General features: G+C 59.0%; 13 protein-coding genes and 1 pseudogene. 11 read left to right on the top strand and 3 right to left on the bottom strand.

The window, feature by feature from the left end; translation table 11 throughout:
- Nucleotides 1-292: 292 nt before the first annotated feature.
- Nucleotides 293-1051 (top strand): DUF3800 domain-containing protein, encoded by a 759-nt coding sequence (locus AC5Y5C_RS00745; protein ID WP_499968114.1) that lies wholly within the window; start codon nucleotides 293-295, stop codon nucleotides 1049-1051.
- Between the two features lie 440 nt (nucleotides 1052-1491).
- On the opposite strand, the gene AC5Y5C_RS00750 is transcribed toward AC5Y5C_RS00745, so the two are convergent.
- The gene (locus tag AC5Y5C_RS00750) at nucleotides 1492-1968 is read right to left on the bottom strand and encodes a hypothetical protein (RefSeq protein ID WP_499968116.1); all 477 of its coding nucleotides are present in this window, start codon (nucleotides 1966-1968) and stop codon (nucleotides 1492-1494) included.
- 600 nt (nucleotides 1969-2568) lie between these two features.
- Here AC5Y5C_RS00750 and AC5Y5C_RS00755 point away from each other — a divergent pair.
- The 4 genes and pseudogenes from AC5Y5C_RS00755 to AC5Y5C_RS00770 all read left to right on the top strand — a co-directional run bounded on the left by AC5Y5C_RS00755 (nucleotide 2569) and on the right by AC5Y5C_RS00770 (nucleotide 6308).
- On the top strand, nucleotides 2569-3015 hold the full coding sequence (locus tag AC5Y5C_RS00755) for a hypothetical protein (protein ID WP_499968118.1): 447 nt from the start codon (nucleotides 2569-2571) through the stop codon (nucleotides 3013-3015).
- Between the two features lie 12 nt (nucleotides 3016-3027).
- Nucleotides 3028-3238: pseudogene (locus AC5Y5C_RS00760) on the top strand (aldehyde dehydrogenase family protein); the annotation flags it as partial.
- A 418-nt stretch (nucleotides 3239-3656) separates the two neighbouring features.
- Nucleotides 3657-5003: an ApeA N-terminal domain 1-containing protein gene (locus AC5Y5C_RS00765; RefSeq protein WP_499968120.1), complete on the top strand. Its 1347-nt coding sequence runs from the start codon at nucleotides 3657-3659 to the stop codon at nucleotides 5001-5003.
- A 495-nt stretch (nucleotides 5004-5498) separates the two neighbouring features.
- On the top strand, nucleotides 5499-6308 hold the full coding sequence (locus tag AC5Y5C_RS00770) for a winged helix-turn-helix transcriptional regulator (RefSeq protein ID WP_499968122.1): 810 nt from the start codon (nucleotides 5499-5501) through the stop codon (nucleotides 6306-6308).
- 93 nt (nucleotides 6309-6401) lie between these two features.
- On the opposite strand, the gene AC5Y5C_RS00775 is transcribed toward AC5Y5C_RS00770, so the two are convergent.
- Nucleotides 6402-8006 carry a hypothetical protein gene (locus tag AC5Y5C_RS00775; RefSeq protein ID WP_499968124.1) on the bottom strand — a complete coding sequence of 535 codons (1605 nt, stop codon included), beginning with the start codon at nucleotides 8004-8006 and terminating at the stop codon, nucleotides 6402-6404.
- A 627-nt stretch (nucleotides 8007-8633) separates the two neighbouring features.
- On the opposite strand from AC5Y5C_RS00775, the gene AC5Y5C_RS00780 reads away from it, so the two are divergent.
- Nucleotides 8634-9449, top strand: a complete 816-nt coding sequence (locus AC5Y5C_RS00780; protein WP_499968126.1) for a hypothetical protein — start codon at nucleotides 8634-8636, stop codon at nucleotides 9447-9449.
- A 127-nt stretch (nucleotides 9450-9576) separates the two neighbouring features.
- Here AC5Y5C_RS00780 and AC5Y5C_RS00785 read toward each other — a convergent pair whose 3' ends face one another.
- Entirely contained in the window at nucleotides 9577-11262 is a 1686-nt protein-coding gene (locus AC5Y5C_RS00785; RefSeq protein WP_499968128.1) for a hypothetical protein, read from the bottom strand.
- A 332-nt stretch (nucleotides 11263-11594) separates the two neighbouring features.
- Between AC5Y5C_RS00785 and AC5Y5C_RS00790 the strand changes: the two genes are divergently transcribed.
- The 5 genes from AC5Y5C_RS00790 to AC5Y5C_RS00810 all read left to right on the top strand — a co-directional run bounded on the left by AC5Y5C_RS00790 (nucleotide 11595) and on the right by AC5Y5C_RS00810 (nucleotide 17377).
- Complete coding sequence (locus tag AC5Y5C_RS00790; protein ID WP_499968130.1) at nucleotides 11595-13349, top strand: hypothetical protein; 1755 nt, start codon at nucleotides 11595-11597, stop codon at nucleotides 13347-13349.
- A gap of 978 nt (nucleotides 13350-14327) precedes the next feature.
- Nucleotides 14328-15326: a Shedu anti-phage system protein SduA domain-containing protein gene (locus AC5Y5C_RS00795; RefSeq protein ID WP_499968132.1), complete on the top strand. Its 999-nt coding sequence runs from the start codon at nucleotides 14328-14330 to the stop codon at nucleotides 15324-15326.
- 289 nt (nucleotides 15327-15615) lie between these two features.
- On the top strand, nucleotides 15616-16164 hold the full coding sequence (locus tag AC5Y5C_RS00800; protein WP_499968134.1) for a hypothetical protein: 549 nt from the start codon (nucleotides 15616-15618) through the stop codon (nucleotides 16162-16164).
- The gene (locus AC5Y5C_RS00805; protein ID WP_499968136.1) at nucleotides 16161-16316 is read left to right on the top strand and encodes a hypothetical protein; all 156 of its coding nucleotides are present in this window, start codon (nucleotides 16161-16163) and stop codon (nucleotides 16314-16316) included. Before AC5Y5C_RS00800 ends, AC5Y5C_RS00805 begins: the two co-directional genes overlap by 4 nt.
- Nucleotides 16317-17131: 815 nt before the next feature.
- Complete coding sequence (locus tag AC5Y5C_RS00810; RefSeq protein WP_499968138.1) at nucleotides 17132-17377, top strand: hypothetical protein; 246 nt, start codon at nucleotides 17132-17134, stop codon at nucleotides 17375-17377.
- The last annotated feature ends 275 nt before the right edge of the window (nucleotides 17378-17652 follow it).

The following is a 17652-nucleotide window of genomic DNA, read 5'->3' on the forward strand; positions in this document are numbered from 1 at the left end:
AGGGGTTGTGCTGATTGGCCTCGCCACTGCTCCGCAGGCAGATCGCGTAGACGGATATGAAAGATCCTTTAGCAGCTGCGACACGCCCGGACTGTGGCACTGAAATACGCAGATTGGTGATCCACAGGTTGTGAGTTAGTAATGAGAGGCGTGGAGCGTACACGTGTACCCCGACGGATTCTTTTGTCCCCAGCGCGGATCCACGTAATTGGCCGGTCTATCCACATGGCGCTAACAGCTCATGGACAAGCTCCGGCTTATTTTGTCATGTTAGCAGATTAGCGTTTCGGTCATGACTACACCTGGCTACCTGGCCTACATCGATGAATCGGGCCAGCGCTCCCGGACGGGGCGATCGAGTCCGCATTTCATTCTGTCGGCGGTAGTGATTCAGGCAGACAAACAAGCAGAGGCAACGGCATTCGTGGCAGCGCTGCGGAACCGGCTTGGGCGGCGGCCAAGCGACACCCTGCACTGGAAAAACTACAACCAGCACGACAAGCGGCTGCTGGCTTCGTCCGCGTTGGGCGGACAGAAGTCGTTGTTCCGCGTGTGCTCAGTCGTCGTATGCAAAGACCACTTACCTGAGGAGCCCGGCAGGTGGAACCAGGATCTTGCGTACCTATACACCTTACGGTTCCTGCTGGAGCGGCTTTCGTGGATAGCTCGCGATGGCCAGCGAGGGGGCGGTCTCCGATACACACTTGCGCACGTCCGGCACTTCAAGCTGTCGAAGTTGCGGCAGTACGAGTACCGACTTATGGAGCAGGGAACCGAAATCAGCTGGAATCACCTCGATCCCGCAGGTGGGCAGATCGACCAGCCAAATCGGGTGGATCTTCTTCAAATCGCGGATATCGCCGCGTCAGCCACCGGTGCAGCATTCAACCCTAGGCAAGGTGATGGAACGGTCCAGACTCAGTACCTGAGGAAACTGGAGCCCGTGATGTACCGCCGCCAGGCCGGTTCGATCACGTCCTACGGACTTAAGATGCATCCTTGGAATTCAAAAACGAAAGCCGCCTACCCGTGGGTGGCGGCTCTCGGTTAGCGCGTGCTGGCCGGCTCAAACCTCAAACGAGGGTGCTGGCTTGAACCACCGGCAGACGGCCATCCACGTGCTTCTAGTGTTGCATCGTCGGCTGCGCTTACGCAACAGGCGCGCCAACCAGGATCGAGCTGAAGAATGGCCACGAAACTAAGACAAACTCTAGTGGCCACAACGCGAGCCAACCGCAAAACTGGCAGGTCAGAGGACCGATATTGGCCAAGGGAACTGAGAATCTACAGTTAGATGCGGCGGCTGGCTGCCGGCTTCTGACCTGACGCATGCGCTGGTACAGCGTGCTTGAGCCACTGATGGTCAGCTGGGGCACCGCTGGTGAGTTTCTGCGTACCCTCGTCTCGGCAGCAGTCTTGGGCTCGGGATCTCTACTGTCGCGTAGCGATTGGTTGCTTGGTTCGAGCGTCGGTTGGCAACGGGCAGTGGGCTTACGCGGGGTTGCGTTGATTGCCTTCCCACTCGGCGAACATGGTCTGTACTAGTTCGCGAACTTGGGACGCGGCATTCCGCAGTTCCGTCACGTGAGGCTCGTCAGTATCGAAAGCTTCCTCTGGAGAGCGGTTTTCTGTGGCTTCCCAGCGCAGTCTTTCCTCGCACTCGCGTAGGTGTGTGACGGCACGCCCTAAGTCTGGACTGAAAAAGTAGGCGTCCGATTCCCAGCGGGCCGCATCGCGGGCCATTTCTGCTTGGCGCACACCTAAATTGGCGTAGGCCTGTGTGGGGTACAGCGGAGTCCCATCGGGCAGTGAGTCAAGGGTCGCGTTGTACGCGAGGGCTTGTCCATCTGCGGCCAGACGATTGACGTGCATCAGCGTGGTCATTCGAGAGTCGTCGCGGCGTAGGGCCAGTGCGGACTTGCGGTCAGCCTCGGCGATCTGCACGTCAATGTCTTTGAGTCGCTGCAAGGTCTGATTCTTTGACTTCTCGACCTGTGTCGTTAGGCGCCTTTGTAAATGTGCGTTCAGAAGGCCAAACATGCCAACGGAGATGCCTCCGCTACCCATCACTGAAATAGCAACAGTCCACCAATCCGCCATGCTGGGCAGCCTCGCATACTCACAACACGCGGGAAAGCAACTCGGCCGTAGAGTGAGACAAGCTCTCGGGGTTGGTGCGGACGAGGCGTTACCAAACGTGGATAGGCGGTTGCGCGTTTGGCGTCAGTTGGGTGTGTATAAACGAAATAGACCTGTTTGAGGTGTTAGTGAACGCAAAGCAGGTACAGGTGCGTGGGCTTGGAGGATTGCGGTGGCCCGAGTCGCGCTGGGTAGCAAGGTTATCCATATCGGTAAGGAAGCTCTCTTCTTCGCGGGGCAGTACCTGGAAGTCGGAGAGACAGCTTCAAGAATCGAACCGGTCACCGCGGGAATTAGTGTTCGGTATAGCGGAGACGTCGATTTCTATCGCGTGCTGTCCCGCCACCTCCAAGGCGGCATGGTCGCCGACATCGATGTATCAGCTGCGCCACCCCGAGGGACTGAAACCGACGACGAGGACTCAAGTCAATGACCACACAAACATGGACAATCCGCGACCTGCCAGTACTGCGCGCCATCGTCGATCTCCACGATGAGGGAGGAGACGCTGACGAAATAGGGCTATGGGAACTCCAGCAGCGCAGCGGATTTGATGAGGAGACCGTCCAGAGAGCGCTACGGGTGCTTAATCTGCAGCCGTACTTCGTGGGCGCCCAGGTCATCGACAACGGCCAGATTTGGGCAGTGGGTGCGCCCACCGCCGAAGCGTTGCGAGTGGTAGGTCAATGGCCATCCCCCGAGACACTGCTTAACGGGCTGATCGAGGAATTGCAGCGGGCCGCCGAGAATGAGGATTTACCTCGCGAGGAACGAAGCAAGTTGAAGCGCACAGCAGCATTCCTCGGGACCTCAGCGTGGCAGCTCGCGCTCAACGCGCTGGGCGGTGCCGGCGGCAATCTGATCGCAGGTACTTAAGGCCTAGAGCTAGGATTCATCTACGCAATCACGCCCTTCAACTTCTCGGCGATCGCTGGAAACCTGCCCACAGCGCCAACGCTGATAGACAACACCGTGGTGTGGAAGCCCGCTGGCACCAGGCGGTCGCAGCCTATTGGACTATGAAACTTCTTGAAGCCGCCGGACCCCCACCGGGGTTATGAATCTAGTTACCGGGCCAGGGCCATCGGTGTCCGAATTGCTGGCAGGCAACTTGTATATCAACGACAAGCCCGCTGGAGCAGCCGTGGGCCAACAGCCTCTTGGAGGTGCGTGCGCCTCGGGAACCAATGATAAGGCAGGCTCCCTACAGAACTCACTGCGTCGGACATCGACACGAATTATCAAGAAACCGTTGTCCCCCAACAGATCGCCGGTGCTAGCACCGGGGGCCGATACCGGCCAGAGTTACGGTGATCCGTACGTCATTACGTGACGAAGTAACAGCGTGACGTGGTGCAGCCCGACAGCCTGTGATGTATGCGTGGACCTCAGTATCGAGAGCAGTGCAAGCTGGTGTATCTCATGCAATGGGCGTTCGTGTGGGCCGATATCGTCGATGGGTCAAATCACGGCCAACGCCCAAGGCGCCTGGTAGTGGTGAACATGAGGGGGAAAATATGCAGAAGGCTACAGGCGGATCATTCTGGGTCGCAGGAGCGCCCGAGCCATGTGTGCGCGGTGAATTCAGCCTTCACGCCGGCAAAGATCCTGAGGTAGAACTGCAGGACGGCCTTGTTGATGATCCGCAGGTGCGTCGTTTTCCCGGCGGTGTCGGCTATACCGGCTCAGCCGAGGACTCGGTCGCATCGTTCTTGCCGATCACATTGCACGGCCAGCTCGACACCGGTGAGCCGATCACCTTGCTCAACGCCCGCAACCATGGCGGTCCTGGCCAGGCGTTCTTCGGTAGGCCGCGGTACGCTGCTGACACCGCTGTCCTGGGCGAACATATCGACATCGACCAGCCGATCAACGCCATACGGTTCCGGCTCGGGCAGCGCTACTGGCTAGATCATCTCGATAAAGACAGCACCGTAATCAATCCCGACGGCGCCACCCTGAGTGTCCAGGCATCAGAAGATGGCAACTGGCTGGTCTACACACCAGCGGCCCCAGCCACCCTGCGCCACCTTCAGACTCTCGTGGTTTCAGGGGTTGGGGCGTTAATGGGGCTGGTCCTGCACTCATCGCTGGCCGCCGAAGATATCGAGCTGCGTGTGCAGGCCGACAAGCCGTGGCGCCGGTTGCTCAGCGATGCGTTGAATTGCTCTGCAACACAAACGAATCTGGATTCGTTGTTGCCTCGCGAAGTCCTGACATTGGAAGTTATTGCCCGCTGGATCCCGATGAACGATCGGCTAGACGGTCTGGCGGCCGCTGTCATCTCGCCAATACAAGGCGCGCTGCAGGCCGAGACCCTTGTTCTGACCTCGTTGGTCGAGGGTCTACACCGCAGGTTGGCCTATCAGCAGTCGAAGTTCCCGGCACTGCCCAAGGAAGCCAGAAAGGCGATCCTTAGCGCGGCTCGAGAAGCCGCACAAGCCCAAGCCCAGGCCTATGGCATCGACCCCAGCGCCGCCGCCGAATCTGTGCAGTTCCTCACCGATGTGAGCTTCCGTATGCGGGCAACACAGATCGTGAACGAAGTATGTTCTGTTATCCCCGAACTCAAAGAGTCCGTCCCCGATCTCCCAGGGCAGATCACCAAGGCGCGTAACGACTTCGCGCACCATCTCATCGTGGACCACCAGAAGGAACCCCTTGAGCTGTCCTACCTTCGGTGGTTGATTGTGGTGACGGCAACACCGTGGCTGCTGCGGGCGCTGCTTCTGCTGCACGCGGGCATCGCTGCTGACATCATTCGCGAAGGCTTCCTGGGCTCCAATAGATTCGAGCATGCACGCGCGAACATCGCGCAATTCGTTCGAGAACTCGGATGGGAACTACCTTCACCGCCGATGTAACGGCCTGACCGCACGCGCTCAAAGCCACCACCGCAGAGTCGGGGACCCCCATCACTGCACAGGGGGTAGCCGCAGCCCAACACCAGATAGCCCTACCGCTGCGTCTCCGTGCACACCGTGAATTTGCGTACCGCATGCGGGAAACCGCCCGTAGGACCGCAGCCCGCGTTCGTGGTGGTGTTCAAAATGACCTTCAACGGCTTTTCACGGTTCGGCTTCGACGTGTCATCACAGGCCGAGTGCACCGCCGTGACCTTCCCGATACTAAGACAATCGGTCACACTCCACGCGAAATCCAAACAGGCCGTGAACTGCCCCTCGTCAGGATTCATGTAGGGGCATGCTGTGAAGGTTCCTCCGGCCCGATAGCGCTATAAGAACTCCGAGCAATTTTTAATCGAGGTGTTGCTGATGAGTGAAATCGACGAGCAGATCGTGGGGTTGCTTGAGACCGACGGCCATCTGACGCATCGGTAGATCGCCGAAGCAGTGGGTTTGTCCCGGTCGACGGTGGCCGCACGGTTGACGCGACTGCTGGACAGCGGTGAGGTCGTCGTACGCGGCGTGGTGCATCCGGCGATGATCGGCCGCGGGTGGCTGGCACACGTGAGCCTGGTTGTTGACGATCGCGCCAGCTTGATTGCCGGGAAGATCGCCCAAAGCGCCGATATCCCGTTCGTATCGGTGACGACCGGCGTACATGGGGTCGTTGTCGAAGTGCGCGCCGGTAGTGCCTGGGATATGGATAGGACGATCGGTCACTTGCGAGCACTCGATGGTGTTGTCGCAGTTGATACGTTGACCTATGTCGAGGTAGTCCGGGATGTGGTGGGGCCGGTCGGTGAGGTCGATATCCAGGTAGACCAGATCGATTTGGCTCTGCTGCAGGTGCTTCAAGATGATGGACGGGCCTCGTTTGTCGATCTTGCTGCAGCTGTTGGTATTTCCGCTGCCGGTGCTCGCCGGCGGGTGATGCGTCTGATTGCTTCCCAGGTCGTGCGGATTGGGGCGGTGGTGCGGCATTCGGGAAAAGATCGTCAGACCGCGCTGGGTTTCGGGGTCCGTTTGGCCGGCGACCACAACGCGGTGATCGAGAAGATCACCGCGTTGCCTTCGGTGATCTTTGTGGCGCGCACTCTGGGCCGTTTCGATCTGTTGGGGAACCTGAGGGCTTCCTCGGCGGGGCAACTCGTCGAGCTGCTGGACAGCGTCCGCTCAATGGCTGGCGTCAATGCGGTGGACAGCTGGACTCATCTGCAAGTCGTAAAAGAAAGCTACAGCGTCAGTTTCGATATTCACCGTTGAGGGTGTCCAGTTACGAGGGTATGCTCGAGCGAGTTTGCCTGCCTGCCTGCCAGTCTCGGTACTGAGCGTTCGGCGGGTAGCGATTGGTGTGGATTACCGGTTGAAGGCAGCCATTATCCGACCCAAGGTAGTTCGTGGAAGAAGATGTGCGTCAACGCTTGCGAGGTACTGGCGAAGTTCGGCCTCGGTTCGGCACCCCCTGCTGATTTCGCGTTCAAGGCCGGCGTGGTAGAGGCGGTGAGCGGGTCCGTCCTCTGTCAGCGGGGCCAACTCCGTACGAAGTGATAGGCGTGCGGCAGCGATGGCGCTGCGAAATGCGTGTTGTACTTGTGTTTCCATGGCTTTACGGTCCGCGATCTGCGGGTCGATGGCTGGCTCGGGCGGCAGTTTGTCCCAAAGATCTTGCAAGTAATCGTCCTTGCGTTGATGGCGACGTATTTCCAATGGGTTGAGGTCGTGCCGAAGCCGGTTGCAGGCAGCCACGATTGCGTTGGGGATGGCGGTGGCAGTGGCGGTAGCGAACTGATCCTGCAGATCGTCGGCATCATCGAGTGGTCCGACAGCTCGTTGTTGTCCATCGGTGTTAGCGACATCATCAAAGTCTTCATCATCTTCGGCATAGCCGTATTCGACATCACGGCAGTCTTCGATCACCTCGGTCTCGACGTCATCATCGGCTTCGGGATGGCCTGCCAGTTTCGACCACAACAGTTGTTGCGCAAGTACAGCTCTAAGCTGATTAGCTAGGGTCACGCAGGCGGCAGTGCGGGCCGATTCGTACGTCGTGGACGCCTCGGCGAGTGTGCCGGCTTGCTCATCGTGATCAAGGTGTACTGAACGTATTGCTGCCAGGTACCGAACCCCGGGCTCAACGACGAGATCACTGATCACGGCGAAGGCACCGGTGTATGCGTTAAGACTGGCCAGACGGAGTTGAACGGATAGCGCCTGCCAGTAGGCCGATGAGAGTGCTTCGGCTTGGTGAAGACATGCAGCGATGCTGTCACGTGTTGTTGGACTGAATAATTCAACATCAAGGTAGTCTTCGGGCCAGTGCGTGATCAGGAAGGCACTGCGCGGGGTGACGATCCATAGCGGATTACTTCCTTCGCGTTTGGTGCTGATCTCGTTGACCTCGTTGACCTCGTTGAGTTTGGCGACGCAGGCCTGGTAGGTCTGATCGAATTCTTCTGGCCAGATGGGCTGTGGCGGTAGGCGCAATGGGGATCTGTTGCATTCTCGGCCGTCTTCGTGGGCTTGATGCCATGACCGAGACATGTTGGTGTGCCATTGGGTGATCGCTGGGCTAACAAGACGACGCACCTCGCGCAAGATAGCCTGAATTTTGTCCAGGTCCTCATATCCGGCGGCCAAGTGCTCAGCACGCCACTTGCTAAGGCCCCGGCGCCGCCAGCTGATGGCGTTGAGCATCAGAAATGCCGCGATCGTGAAGCTCAAACCCAGTAGTTGTTTGTCTCCGATGCTCTGACTGATTCGTGCTGCCGCTGAGCGGATTTGAGGTTGGGCTGTGACCCATGCGGTGGCGCCCAGGCTGTAGAGACCGAACCACGTCAGCAGCCAGCGACCGATTTCTGCAACAAATGTGGCCACCGATCCTGAGATCGTGATGAGCACGCTAGCGCCGGTGCCGCTGCGTGTCACCTTGCCGAGGCGATCTTTTCGGGGCTGATCGGGCACTAGGCCACGCCGGTACACCGTGTGCAGTTGGGCATCGCGCAACCAGCTGTCGACACGCACACCCCAGCGCGCATATCGGCGACGCTGTTCAATGCGCGCCCCAAAGGAGGCTGCCGCAACGAGCCGTCTGGCGCGCTCACGCAAATAGTCGGCACCAAAGTAGATCACTCCGTGGACCACTATGAACCCGATGCTCACCGTGAACGTTCCCGCCATCCACACAAGCAGCCATACAGCGGCCTTATCCGAAAACGTCGAATATTGCACTTGCCCCCAAAGATGCTCATAGGGAACCCGGTACGGATACGTCACAACATCAAGGAACGTCATCTACATAAACCTTCTTTCACCGCGCGACAGGAACCGGGATAGTGCAAAAGCGTCCCGTGGGGCACGATTGTGGTCCAACACGGTGACTACCGCATCGCCGGTCGCCAATCTGATGCCATTAGTTATCTGAGATGGCGGAGCCGACAGACCCGGGCTAGCGTCAAATGCCCATTCGGCCGCCTCTCTTCTGCTCATATGCGGCGAAGAGTCCACCTGCACTGGGCCACAAGGATGTTCATTCGTACTGTGGGGGAAGATTATCGGGCAGTGCGCAGAGATCCTGGGTAGCTTTTGATCATGGCGAAATCCAGGAGATGCAAATCAGGAGCTGCGAAGAGAAAGCCAGGGCGCAGGAAGATAGTACTGGGGTTGGGTTCGTATGTGCCGGAGGAATTTCCAGAGTCTGCAGAAGTGACTGAGCAGCGGCTGCGCGCGATGCCTGCCGAACTACTGCCGACCTTGGGGCTCGCGGAATCGTACTTGGGGTGCTCACCGATCCGGCAAGCCGACCAGGCGACATTGGCATGCTGGGTCATCATGACCAGTCTCATGGAGTTCGGGATTCACCCGGAGGTGGTTGGTGCTCGTGTCGAAGTAGCCAGCGATCGTGGCGGTGTGATCAGCTACGGCGACTGTAATCCGTCCTTCAACTTAAGCGAAGGCACTGTCGGACATGTGGTGTTGATCGCCGACGGAAAGTTTCTCGATCCCACGGGAGGGCAGTTCCCTGAGATAGCGCGTGCCGGTGGCGTACGTGCAGTAGGAGCCAATCTGGAGGGAAGTGTCCAACAGGCACTGCGCCGTGGCGCGATTGTGCAGCTTCGGATGTTTTCTGATGACGGTCCGGTTCAGGCTGTTTACCGCTTGGGAGCCCAGGGGTCAGCTGACGCGGCGATGACGGGGTTCATTGAGCAGCCGAACGCCGTTGAGAATGTGGCCAGAATGAGTAGCAACCTGTCGTTGATCTTCGCGCGGACAGTCTCTGAAATGCCTGACAAACTCGCCGAGCTGGAACGAAACCCGGTGTACCGCAAGATCGTGGCCAAGGCGCGCAGAGTTGCCAACAGGGATATCGTGGCCGACGAAAGCGGGCTTCTCCACATCGTGCCCTAACCTGCGCCAGTGGTGCATCTGGTACCGATTCGCCGCATGAACGAACGGACCGAGGTAGCTGGCACGTGCGGTCTGTGAACGCAACGAACCCACGGACCACGCATTGGAATACTTGCCGGTTTCGTTGTCAACGCCTATACAGGTACGGATTCGACGCGGTTGCGACACTAAATATTTCGCGCCACTGCCGCCAGCCGGCGGGGCGGGCAAGACGCAGCGAGACATCGGAATCAGCTTGTATTCCATTGAGAATCGGCTTGAACTTGCGTTCGGGCGGGCAGAGCGCCGCAGCGGCCCGGTACTCATTGAGGAGCCGGTCTGCTTGGCCTTCCAGGAAAGCCAGTGCGGGATCACATTCTTCGGCGAAATAGACCCCGAGTTCGACGAGGGTATTGCGGAACTGCAGGTAGTCGCGAAGTTCATCAACGCTTTCCATCGCGGACAGGATGAGAATCCAGGAGTGCAACTCGGCGGTGGCTACGCGCCAGTGACGGTGTTCTGGCTCAAGAACCTCCATCATTTCAGGATCGCCCAAGGTGCCGCCATAAGGGTGTAGCACGATACCCAGACCGACGGTGTCGGCGTTGCCGAAGTGCTCACCGTCTGCCCCGTCAATGATGGGAACGCCGCGGGTCAGCGCGTCCAGGCACAGCGTGAGTTGTTTGTGAACTTTTCCGATTTGTATGTGAAAGTTCTTGCCAGTGCTGTCCATAGCATCTGCGGACTCCATGGCTTTGACCTCGCCGACCAGTTGCACGACGCCGTTGGCGAGGATGCTGACATCGACATCGGGTTTGCCGTTGGCGAGCCGGATAGTGCATTCCCGAGGCGGGGTGCTGACACCAAACCCTAAAGACTCAATGATGCATTGCTGGGCAGCACGTTCAAACAACTCACCCTTGGTGATCTTGTGCTTGCGTACACCCGCCTGCCACAGTGCGGTCTCGGCCGCAGTCAGCAAGGCGCGATCCATGGCCATAAGGGTGCTGGTGGTTGCCATCGGGACCAGGCCCTGATCGAATTCGACCCAAGGATGCGACTCCAGCTTCATCGAGCTGACGGCCTGAGTGAATGTCATTTTCGCTTCGCCGGCCCGAACGGACATGTGTTTGGCCAGGGTCATACCGGGTGCGTTGTGCGGTATCGGTGGGGCATCGAGCATGGACATGTAGTAGACCGCGCTGTCGAAGCAGCCCCGCATGTTGTGTTCGGTGAAATCGGTGAGATGAGTAGCGAATTCGGGGTCGGACTGGATTTGTCTACAGATCTCGGTGGCGATCATCTCTGCGGCCCAATGGAAACGAATGACCAGCGACGAAGTGCGCTGCATCAGTTCGCGCTCAGGTGCGGCCGAGACTGCCAGCGATTGGTCAAGATCGCGATCCTTGTGCCGGTTGATCATCACGGTGGCGCCCCACCAGCGGCCAGCCCGGCGTAGGAAGTTTTTAAGGAGGTCGACGTCGGTGCTCTCACCGGTCGCGCTGGTAGCGAGCACCCAACGGAAACGATTCAATGACCCCGCATCACCGACCGCGGTCAACAGATCATCGGGTAGCTGCACCCAGCAGGCGGTCAATGCGGCCTGAGGGGAGAGCTCGTGCAGCAGATGGTCGCAGAGCCGGGCAGTTTTGTGCGCCAATGTGATCCACCGTTGCAGATCAGGTCGACGAGTGCGTGGCAGAAATTCTCCGCGTTGGAGACCTTCCATGTATTCGATGTTGTCAGCGATCGTGGCCTGGTATTCGTGCTGTGCCCATTCAGGGAGCAGTGGGTAGAAGCATTCGTAGGGCGACACGTCAAATTCGGATGTCATGATCGGTTGCTTGACTTCTCCCCGTTGCTGATGAGCGGTGCTGACTTCGACGATATCTTGGCGCAGTCCCAGAGACGGAATTAGAAAGGCGCGAACAGTGGGTGGATCAACACGCCGTGAGGCAATCTGCTGGGCTCTGTTCGATACGGCGCTTCCCGGTCGGCGGTGGTTGTCGGCCCTTAGTGTCAGTATCAACGGTTGTGGGGAAACGGCAGGGAAAGCGTGCGCGACGGCGGCGGCGTATTGCGAAGCGTGTAAGGCCGTCGGATAGCAATGCAGCTACGTCTTCCGGCAGGCCTGCCGTTCGACCTGGGACGATGGAGCTACCTGACATGAGTGACCTTCCTGCGGGGGCGCAGCGTGTCGTGGAGGCGTTGTACGGGATGGTGCGGCACACGATCACCGCGACGTCTGTGGGCCTGGTACCGCTCGATCGGGAAGGCCGCCTTGAGCTGCTCTCGGGCATCGACAGCAAGGCTGTGTTGGTAGCGCTGGGCGAGATGCAAGCCGAGCTCGATGTGGCGATGCTCGGCAGTTTGGCGACGTTGCCGCACGAGGCGATGCGCATCGTGGATTCGCAGTGGTACGAGCCGGTGAGGCAGCAGCTCGCGGCTGGGCATCGGCTGGCGCCGCCACAGACAGTCGTGCGACTAATGCGGGAGGTAATCGAATCAGGCGAGGGGCCCCGGCTCGGTGTCAAGGACGACGATGCTCTGCTCCAGCTGCTGTTATCAGTGAATGAAGAGCATGGCGCCTCGGCGGGCTGGGCTGCTCGGTTCAACGCGGACATTCACCGAGTCGACGCCGAGATGCGCTCCATGCCAGAGAGCGAGCTCATAGCGTTCGCCAACGAAATGGCGGTCGACGAGGCGGCCTCGGTGATGTTCAATGCCTCGCGGTTGCCCGAACACATGAAGTGCATGACCTACGAATTCTGGTACGAGTCATGGGCGCAGAAAGTTAGGGACGAGCTTGGTGATACTCCCGCCGACACTTTCCGTGAAGCCACCGGGATCAGCATGGATGAGTTCCTACTGGCAGGCGACGTGATCACGCACGTTCTGCGGGCTGGATGCCCACGGTTGGACCTGGGCGTCCTCAGCGAGCACGGTGTCAGTGACGAAGTGGTGCAGTACGTTCGGCGGAACATGGTCCGCGACCTGGATGAGTTCCGCACTATGTCGCAGCGAGATCGGGAGCGCGGCGACGTGCGATCACAGCGGTACACGTTCACGCGGTACCCGCTCCTCGATCTTGGCGACAGCACCGTGCTCGCACTTCGGGCTCAGTGGGGCATGGACCGGTTCTTCGGGAACGCTCCCGAGTTCGATGTCCAACAGGGCTTCATAGAACAGGGGAAGCCACAGCGAGCAAAGCAGTTTCAAGATGCAGTCAAGCATCAATTTGAGCAAATCGTCGGCCGCATGGTCGACCGAATTGCTAATCACAGCACGGTATTCGATTCAATAATTGGCGAAGAGGAAATGCAGGACGCATGGACCGTGAAGAAGGGGCAGCGACCGAAAGCGTGCGATTGGATGCTGCCAACCGACAATCGGTTCACGTGGCTCATCGACGCGACTCACCGCCCACTGCAGTCTCCGCTTGCTGAGGGTGTGGGCAGTGGAGAGGACTTCGCCTCCAACCTCGAAGCGTTCCTGACAAGCAAGAAGGCCCGCCAGTTCGAATCCGTGATCGACCATCTGATCGAACGAGGCTGGGATGGCGCATCATTCACGGATATGACGTTCGCCCCCTTCGTGGTAGTGCCAGATGTAGGGCTACCGAGCACGCCGATGTCGATGATGCTCATTGCGCTCTGTGCACGCGAGATGATGGCGGCATATGAGGGCAGAATGCTAACGCCCGCTGTCATTTCGGTCTCCGATCTCATGCTGCTCGAAGGGCTAGCGGAGACGCCCGGGTTCGAAGTAGTGAACCTGATCCGAGGGTGGCGACAGGTGGGGGTTATGCCACTCCAGCAGTACCTGCAGGCTTGCGGTTTCTCTGATCGACCGTGCCCGCGACACATGGCTATGGCCGCCGCGGATTTGGATGCACGGATACGAAGGGCGCAGGCCACGTGAGGAACCAACGGCTCGGGGTGCCTCTGTTCAGGGGCTGTTCGAAGCCAACTCGGGATGAGGCCATTGCGGTGAGATTGGAATATCTGCCCGCCCTCTCGCCCGCATTCTTGAACTTGGTTCATCGTTGTGCGCGTGACGGTTGTGCTGTAGGTCCCTGGACAGGGTTTTCGTGAGCGCCAATCGCTGTCCTGCGGTCTGCTGGTTGTATCAATCAAGGGGCCTGCACTTTTCGGTGGGCATCTAAGGAGGGAGGGCAACGTGAACCGTTGGCTGGTCTTGGCTGAATCAGTCGCTAGGCGTCGGCGACGGCGGTGGCCCGATCAGGCTCAGGGGATGCTGCTACCACCGGTGGTCGTTCCGCTTGAAGCCACGACGGGAGACCAGGTGGTGCTTTGGCGATCTAAGTACGGCGGCGCGATCGTTGCGATCGGGACAATCGTTGAGACGGTCCCCGTGGAAAGCGACAGTAGTGTGACCCAAAGGGCATTGAGCCGCCAAGATATTGAGCCGACCTATGCGTACTGCTGCGCTCAGGTGAAATACCGGTTCCGGTTGATGAGCACTCCGTTGACTAGCGACTACCTCCAGCTTAGTGAATTAGACATGATCATCGGTCAGGTGCCTGCTGGGGGATACGAGTGGAGGAATCCCACCGCGGGAACCTCCGCTCTTCGGATCGATGGGGGGAGCTGGCGTCAGCTGAGTGGTTTGGTCAAACACGTACCGCCGCCGCTGGAATGGCCCACGGGATGGCATATTGAGCCGGGCAACATCGTCAAGTCCCGGCATCAAATACATGCCGTGTACGGGGGTAACGGGAGGGCCCGGATCGCCTCAAGTGCTACGACGCCGAATCTCATGATTTTCTTGCGCCCGGGCTCGGAGAGCCCTGAGGGCACGGGCCTTCAGCAGGACGGGACCGTGCAGTTACTGGGAGCTGTTGAGGATATGTCTCCGTGGGCGGACCAGAACCTGTTGGTGCTCGACCATGTCAATCAGGGCGTGCCGGTGCGGATGTTTCAGAAAGTTCGTCAGGGATACCTCTACTGCGGAGAGTACGAGGTCGCGCAACGACATCCGATCGACCGATGGGAAGTCGTTGATCGCGGCGTCAACAGCAGGGGGAAGGCGTGGGAGCGTAAAGCGCCCGTGCTACGGCTGCATCCAGTCGGTGCTTGCGGCATCCAACCGGATGCAGAGGACGAGATGCGCGGACGTCCTATCGGGCTGTCTCTTGAACATCGGGTAGTCGTCGATGGCCGCGGGGTTGCGTCTGGGACGGTCTATGTCGAGAAGTCCGGTAATGAACCCACTTTAATCCGTAGGCTCCGTTCAGTTTTGGAATGCGATCAGGGCGCTGCGGAGTCGATCGCAGCGCTCGGAGACGCACAGAGTGTGGCAGCGCTCATCCAGCTCACGCAGCGACGCCGAGCGCTAGCTGAGCTGCGCTCGGTTGTCGAATCGCCCACCAGTGTTGAACACGATATTCAGAAGCTGTTGCAGGATATGCCGTGGGTCTTCGGTGGCGAGTACCTATCTGGGACTGCGCGCAGGCGCCTTACCGCTCTGGATCAACTGGATATGTCACTGATCCGGCCTGACGGGTCGCTGCACGCCGTCGAACTCAAGAAAGCTGAGATCGGAAAGCTTGTGCGCCGCCGGGGCAAGAATGGGGAGCTGGTGGTCGGCGCACGTGTGAACGAGGCTGTGGGGCAAGCGATGAACTACCTTCGAAGCTTGGATGAACAGCGCGATCATATCCTCAACGTCTTCAAAATCGATTGCAGGCGAGCATCGATCACGGTTGTTATCGGGCACACGGCTTTTGTCTCGGCGGACTGCGACCGTAAAGAAATACTGGAGGCAATCCGCACGTATAACAGTCACCTGAGCAGAGTCTGTGTCATCACCTACGACGAGCTCTTGGACAGGGCCGAAGGAGCGTTAGCGCTCGGTGGCCTCGCGCAGAACAACTAAGACAACGAGAGAGCACCCCGTCAAAATATTGCCGACCAGCTGCTATGTGTCAGATCGATGAGATGGTGTGCTTCGTGGGGCTCTGAGCGTTCCCTGTTCAGTAACGATGATCGTGGCGGACTGATACGGACGCCTGGAAGTATGTCGCAACGGATACCCAGCCTTTGTCGCCCACTGAGCGAATTCTCCATCGTGGCTAGTGCGCAAACCCTCTCGAATGGCGGTCTGCGCGGTCCTATGCGTTTTGGAGTGTTGCTGGGCTCAGCTCGGCACTACAGTTGCGGCGGCGATGTTTGTCATCAAAGGTGATCCAACAGATGTAGATGCGGTTAGCGCGACGCTTTTCGTGAAGTCACTGTTCATACGCATCGCCTCCTTCCTTTTGCTGTCTCGAAACCGAGAGAACATGTTGGGAATGACGTTGAGTAGTACAGCCACCACAACCATGGCGAGTGCCAAGCCCGGGGTTACCGGGCTCAGTCCAGCAACGTTGATGAGCTTACCTTCAGGTTGTGTCGAAGAAGCGGGCGGCCTGTTCACGGATACGCGCGAGCCGTTTGGATACCGCGCTGTGATTGCTGTACCCCAGGATCTGGCTGACTTCGGTGAGAGAGGTAACGCCGTTGCGGAGCACAACGACGATTTCGCGATCTTTTGGGTTGAGGAGGGTGAGGAAGTCGCTGCAGGCGAGCTGACCGACGATCTCGGTCTCTGGTCCATGGACCGGGACGGTGTCCTCGAGTTCGATGAAGGTGACTTGATTTTGGATCGGGTGTGGTTGAGCTTGCGTTCGAAGTCTTCTCTGGCGTGTGACCATCGGTCTGAGAAGTCGTCGTGAACTCGGTGGGAGCGCACGGCGTCGAGAATGCCGCGCAGGCGGCCGGTCCGGTCGGCAGCTTCGATGGTGCGTTCGACGAAGTACGCGGCTTCGGACTCACCCGACCAGATATCGGCGCCTTTACGCGGGGCAGCTGCGGTAACTCCTTCTAGGATTTCACCGTTATTCAGCTGTACCGGGCCTGATGTGATGCCGGTCTCGACGAGCGGCCAGGTTCGCATCTCATCTTCGATCGCTTCGGTGACGGCGGGAAGCCAGAAATCGAGGTTGTGCGCCAGGATCCGGACTGGGTCGTCTTTGGTGAATCCCGAGGCGGGAGAGCTGGGCATGAGGTGACGCCAGACGGTGGCGCCCCAGGCTCGGGTGAGGCGCTGATGGAAGTCGGAGGGCAGGTACGGGTCTGGGCTGGTGAGTTCAGCCCAGAATGGCCATTGACCGGCGTGCAGTAGTGGTAGCCCGAACCGGTCGAGGGTCGTGCGGGGCAGTAAATGAAAAAGGGGTGCGTAGTCGTAGTACCGGGATTCGGTACGAGGAATGAACACGATGTTGTTGTCACCAAGGTCGGCGATTCGTGTGAGATCGGCAGGAAGATGTTCCCAGTCTTGGGCGTCGGGATCACTAGCGTCTCTGAAGAATCGCCGACGGTACTGGGCAGCCTCCCACAGGGTGTTCCAGCGGGCCACTGAGAAGACCCTGGCGCCGTAGGTATCGAGATCGGCTGAGGGGCTTGCCGGCATGGGAATGGGCACGAATTCGGGACGTTGGGGAACATCCGGCCGTATCACCGCTTGAAAGAACGCCGCTGCCGCGGACATGCTCCACATGCGGGGATAACTGTCAGAGCCGCCGTGTTCGTGATTAGGGCTTAACAGGACGTCACGGCCGGGCTCGTAACGGTCGTAGTCATTTGGACTGGCAGTTTCGGTGTCCTCAGACATGATGGTCATACCTATCTCACGACACACTGGTGCCGATCCGTTCCATCGAAACGGAACAATCTCCGTCGGCCCGGATCGCCGCCGACAACCAGCGCGTGGTGGCTTTGTCGGTGACCGTGCGTGGAATACACGGAAGGCTACGCCGCGGCCTCCACCATCTCCCTCCTTGGGGAGCGGCCATCGTGCAGAGGCTCGCGGTGTACGTCCGTTACCTCTTGAGCGGCGATTCTCTGCAGAATCCCACCAAGATCCGATATCCGTCACGTGACGTATAGGTGTCGCGCAGGCCGACAGGATCGAGCGTGGAGCTGCAGAATAAGCGGGCTGTTCTAAGACGCTGGTGAGGATGCGCGTAGGAATTGAAGTGAACACTGAGATTTCGGCGGTGAGTCCGTGGGAATGGACAACTTCAAGTGCGAGGTCAGGCTGTTGCGCATTTGAAAGAAGGATTCAGAACCTACAAGCCGCTGTAGGGTCTCAGATCCCGTGGCATATTCGCGCCGCTGATGTCGTACGGGCGTCATATGCGACATTGGCTTGAGCCGGTGTG

It is taken from the genome of Mycobacterium sp. NGS15 (assembly GCF_059813245.1).

Bases quoted from the DNA above. Each gene is read 5' to 3' on its own strand.
- AC5Y5C_RS00745 (WP_499968114.1), top strand. From the start codon at position 293: ATGACTACACCTGGCTACCTGGCCTACATCGATGAATCGGGCCAGCGC.
- AC5Y5C_RS00755 (WP_499968118.1), top strand. From the start codon at position 2,569: ATGACCACACAAACATGGACAATCCGCGACCTGCCAGTACTGCGCGCC.
- AC5Y5C_RS00790 (WP_499968130.1), top strand. From the start codon at position 11,595: ATGAGTGACCTTCCTGCGGGGGCGCAGCGTGTCGTGGAGGCGTTGTAC.
- AC5Y5C_RS00785 (WP_499968128.1), bottom strand. From the start codon at position 11,262: ATGACATCCGAATTTGACGTGTCGCCCTACGAATGCTTCTACCCACTG.
- AC5Y5C_RS00800 (WP_499968134.1), top strand. From the start codon at position 15,616: ATGTTTGTCATCAAAGGTGATCCAACAGATGTAGATGCGGTTAGCGCG.
- AC5Y5C_RS00780 (WP_499968126.1), top strand. From the start codon at position 8,634: ATGGCGAAATCCAGGAGATGCAAATCAGGAGCTGCGAAGAGAAAGCCA.
- AC5Y5C_RS00765 (WP_499968120.1), top strand. From the start codon at position 3,657: ATGCAGAAGGCTACAGGCGGATCATTCTGGGTCGCAGGAGCGCCCGAG.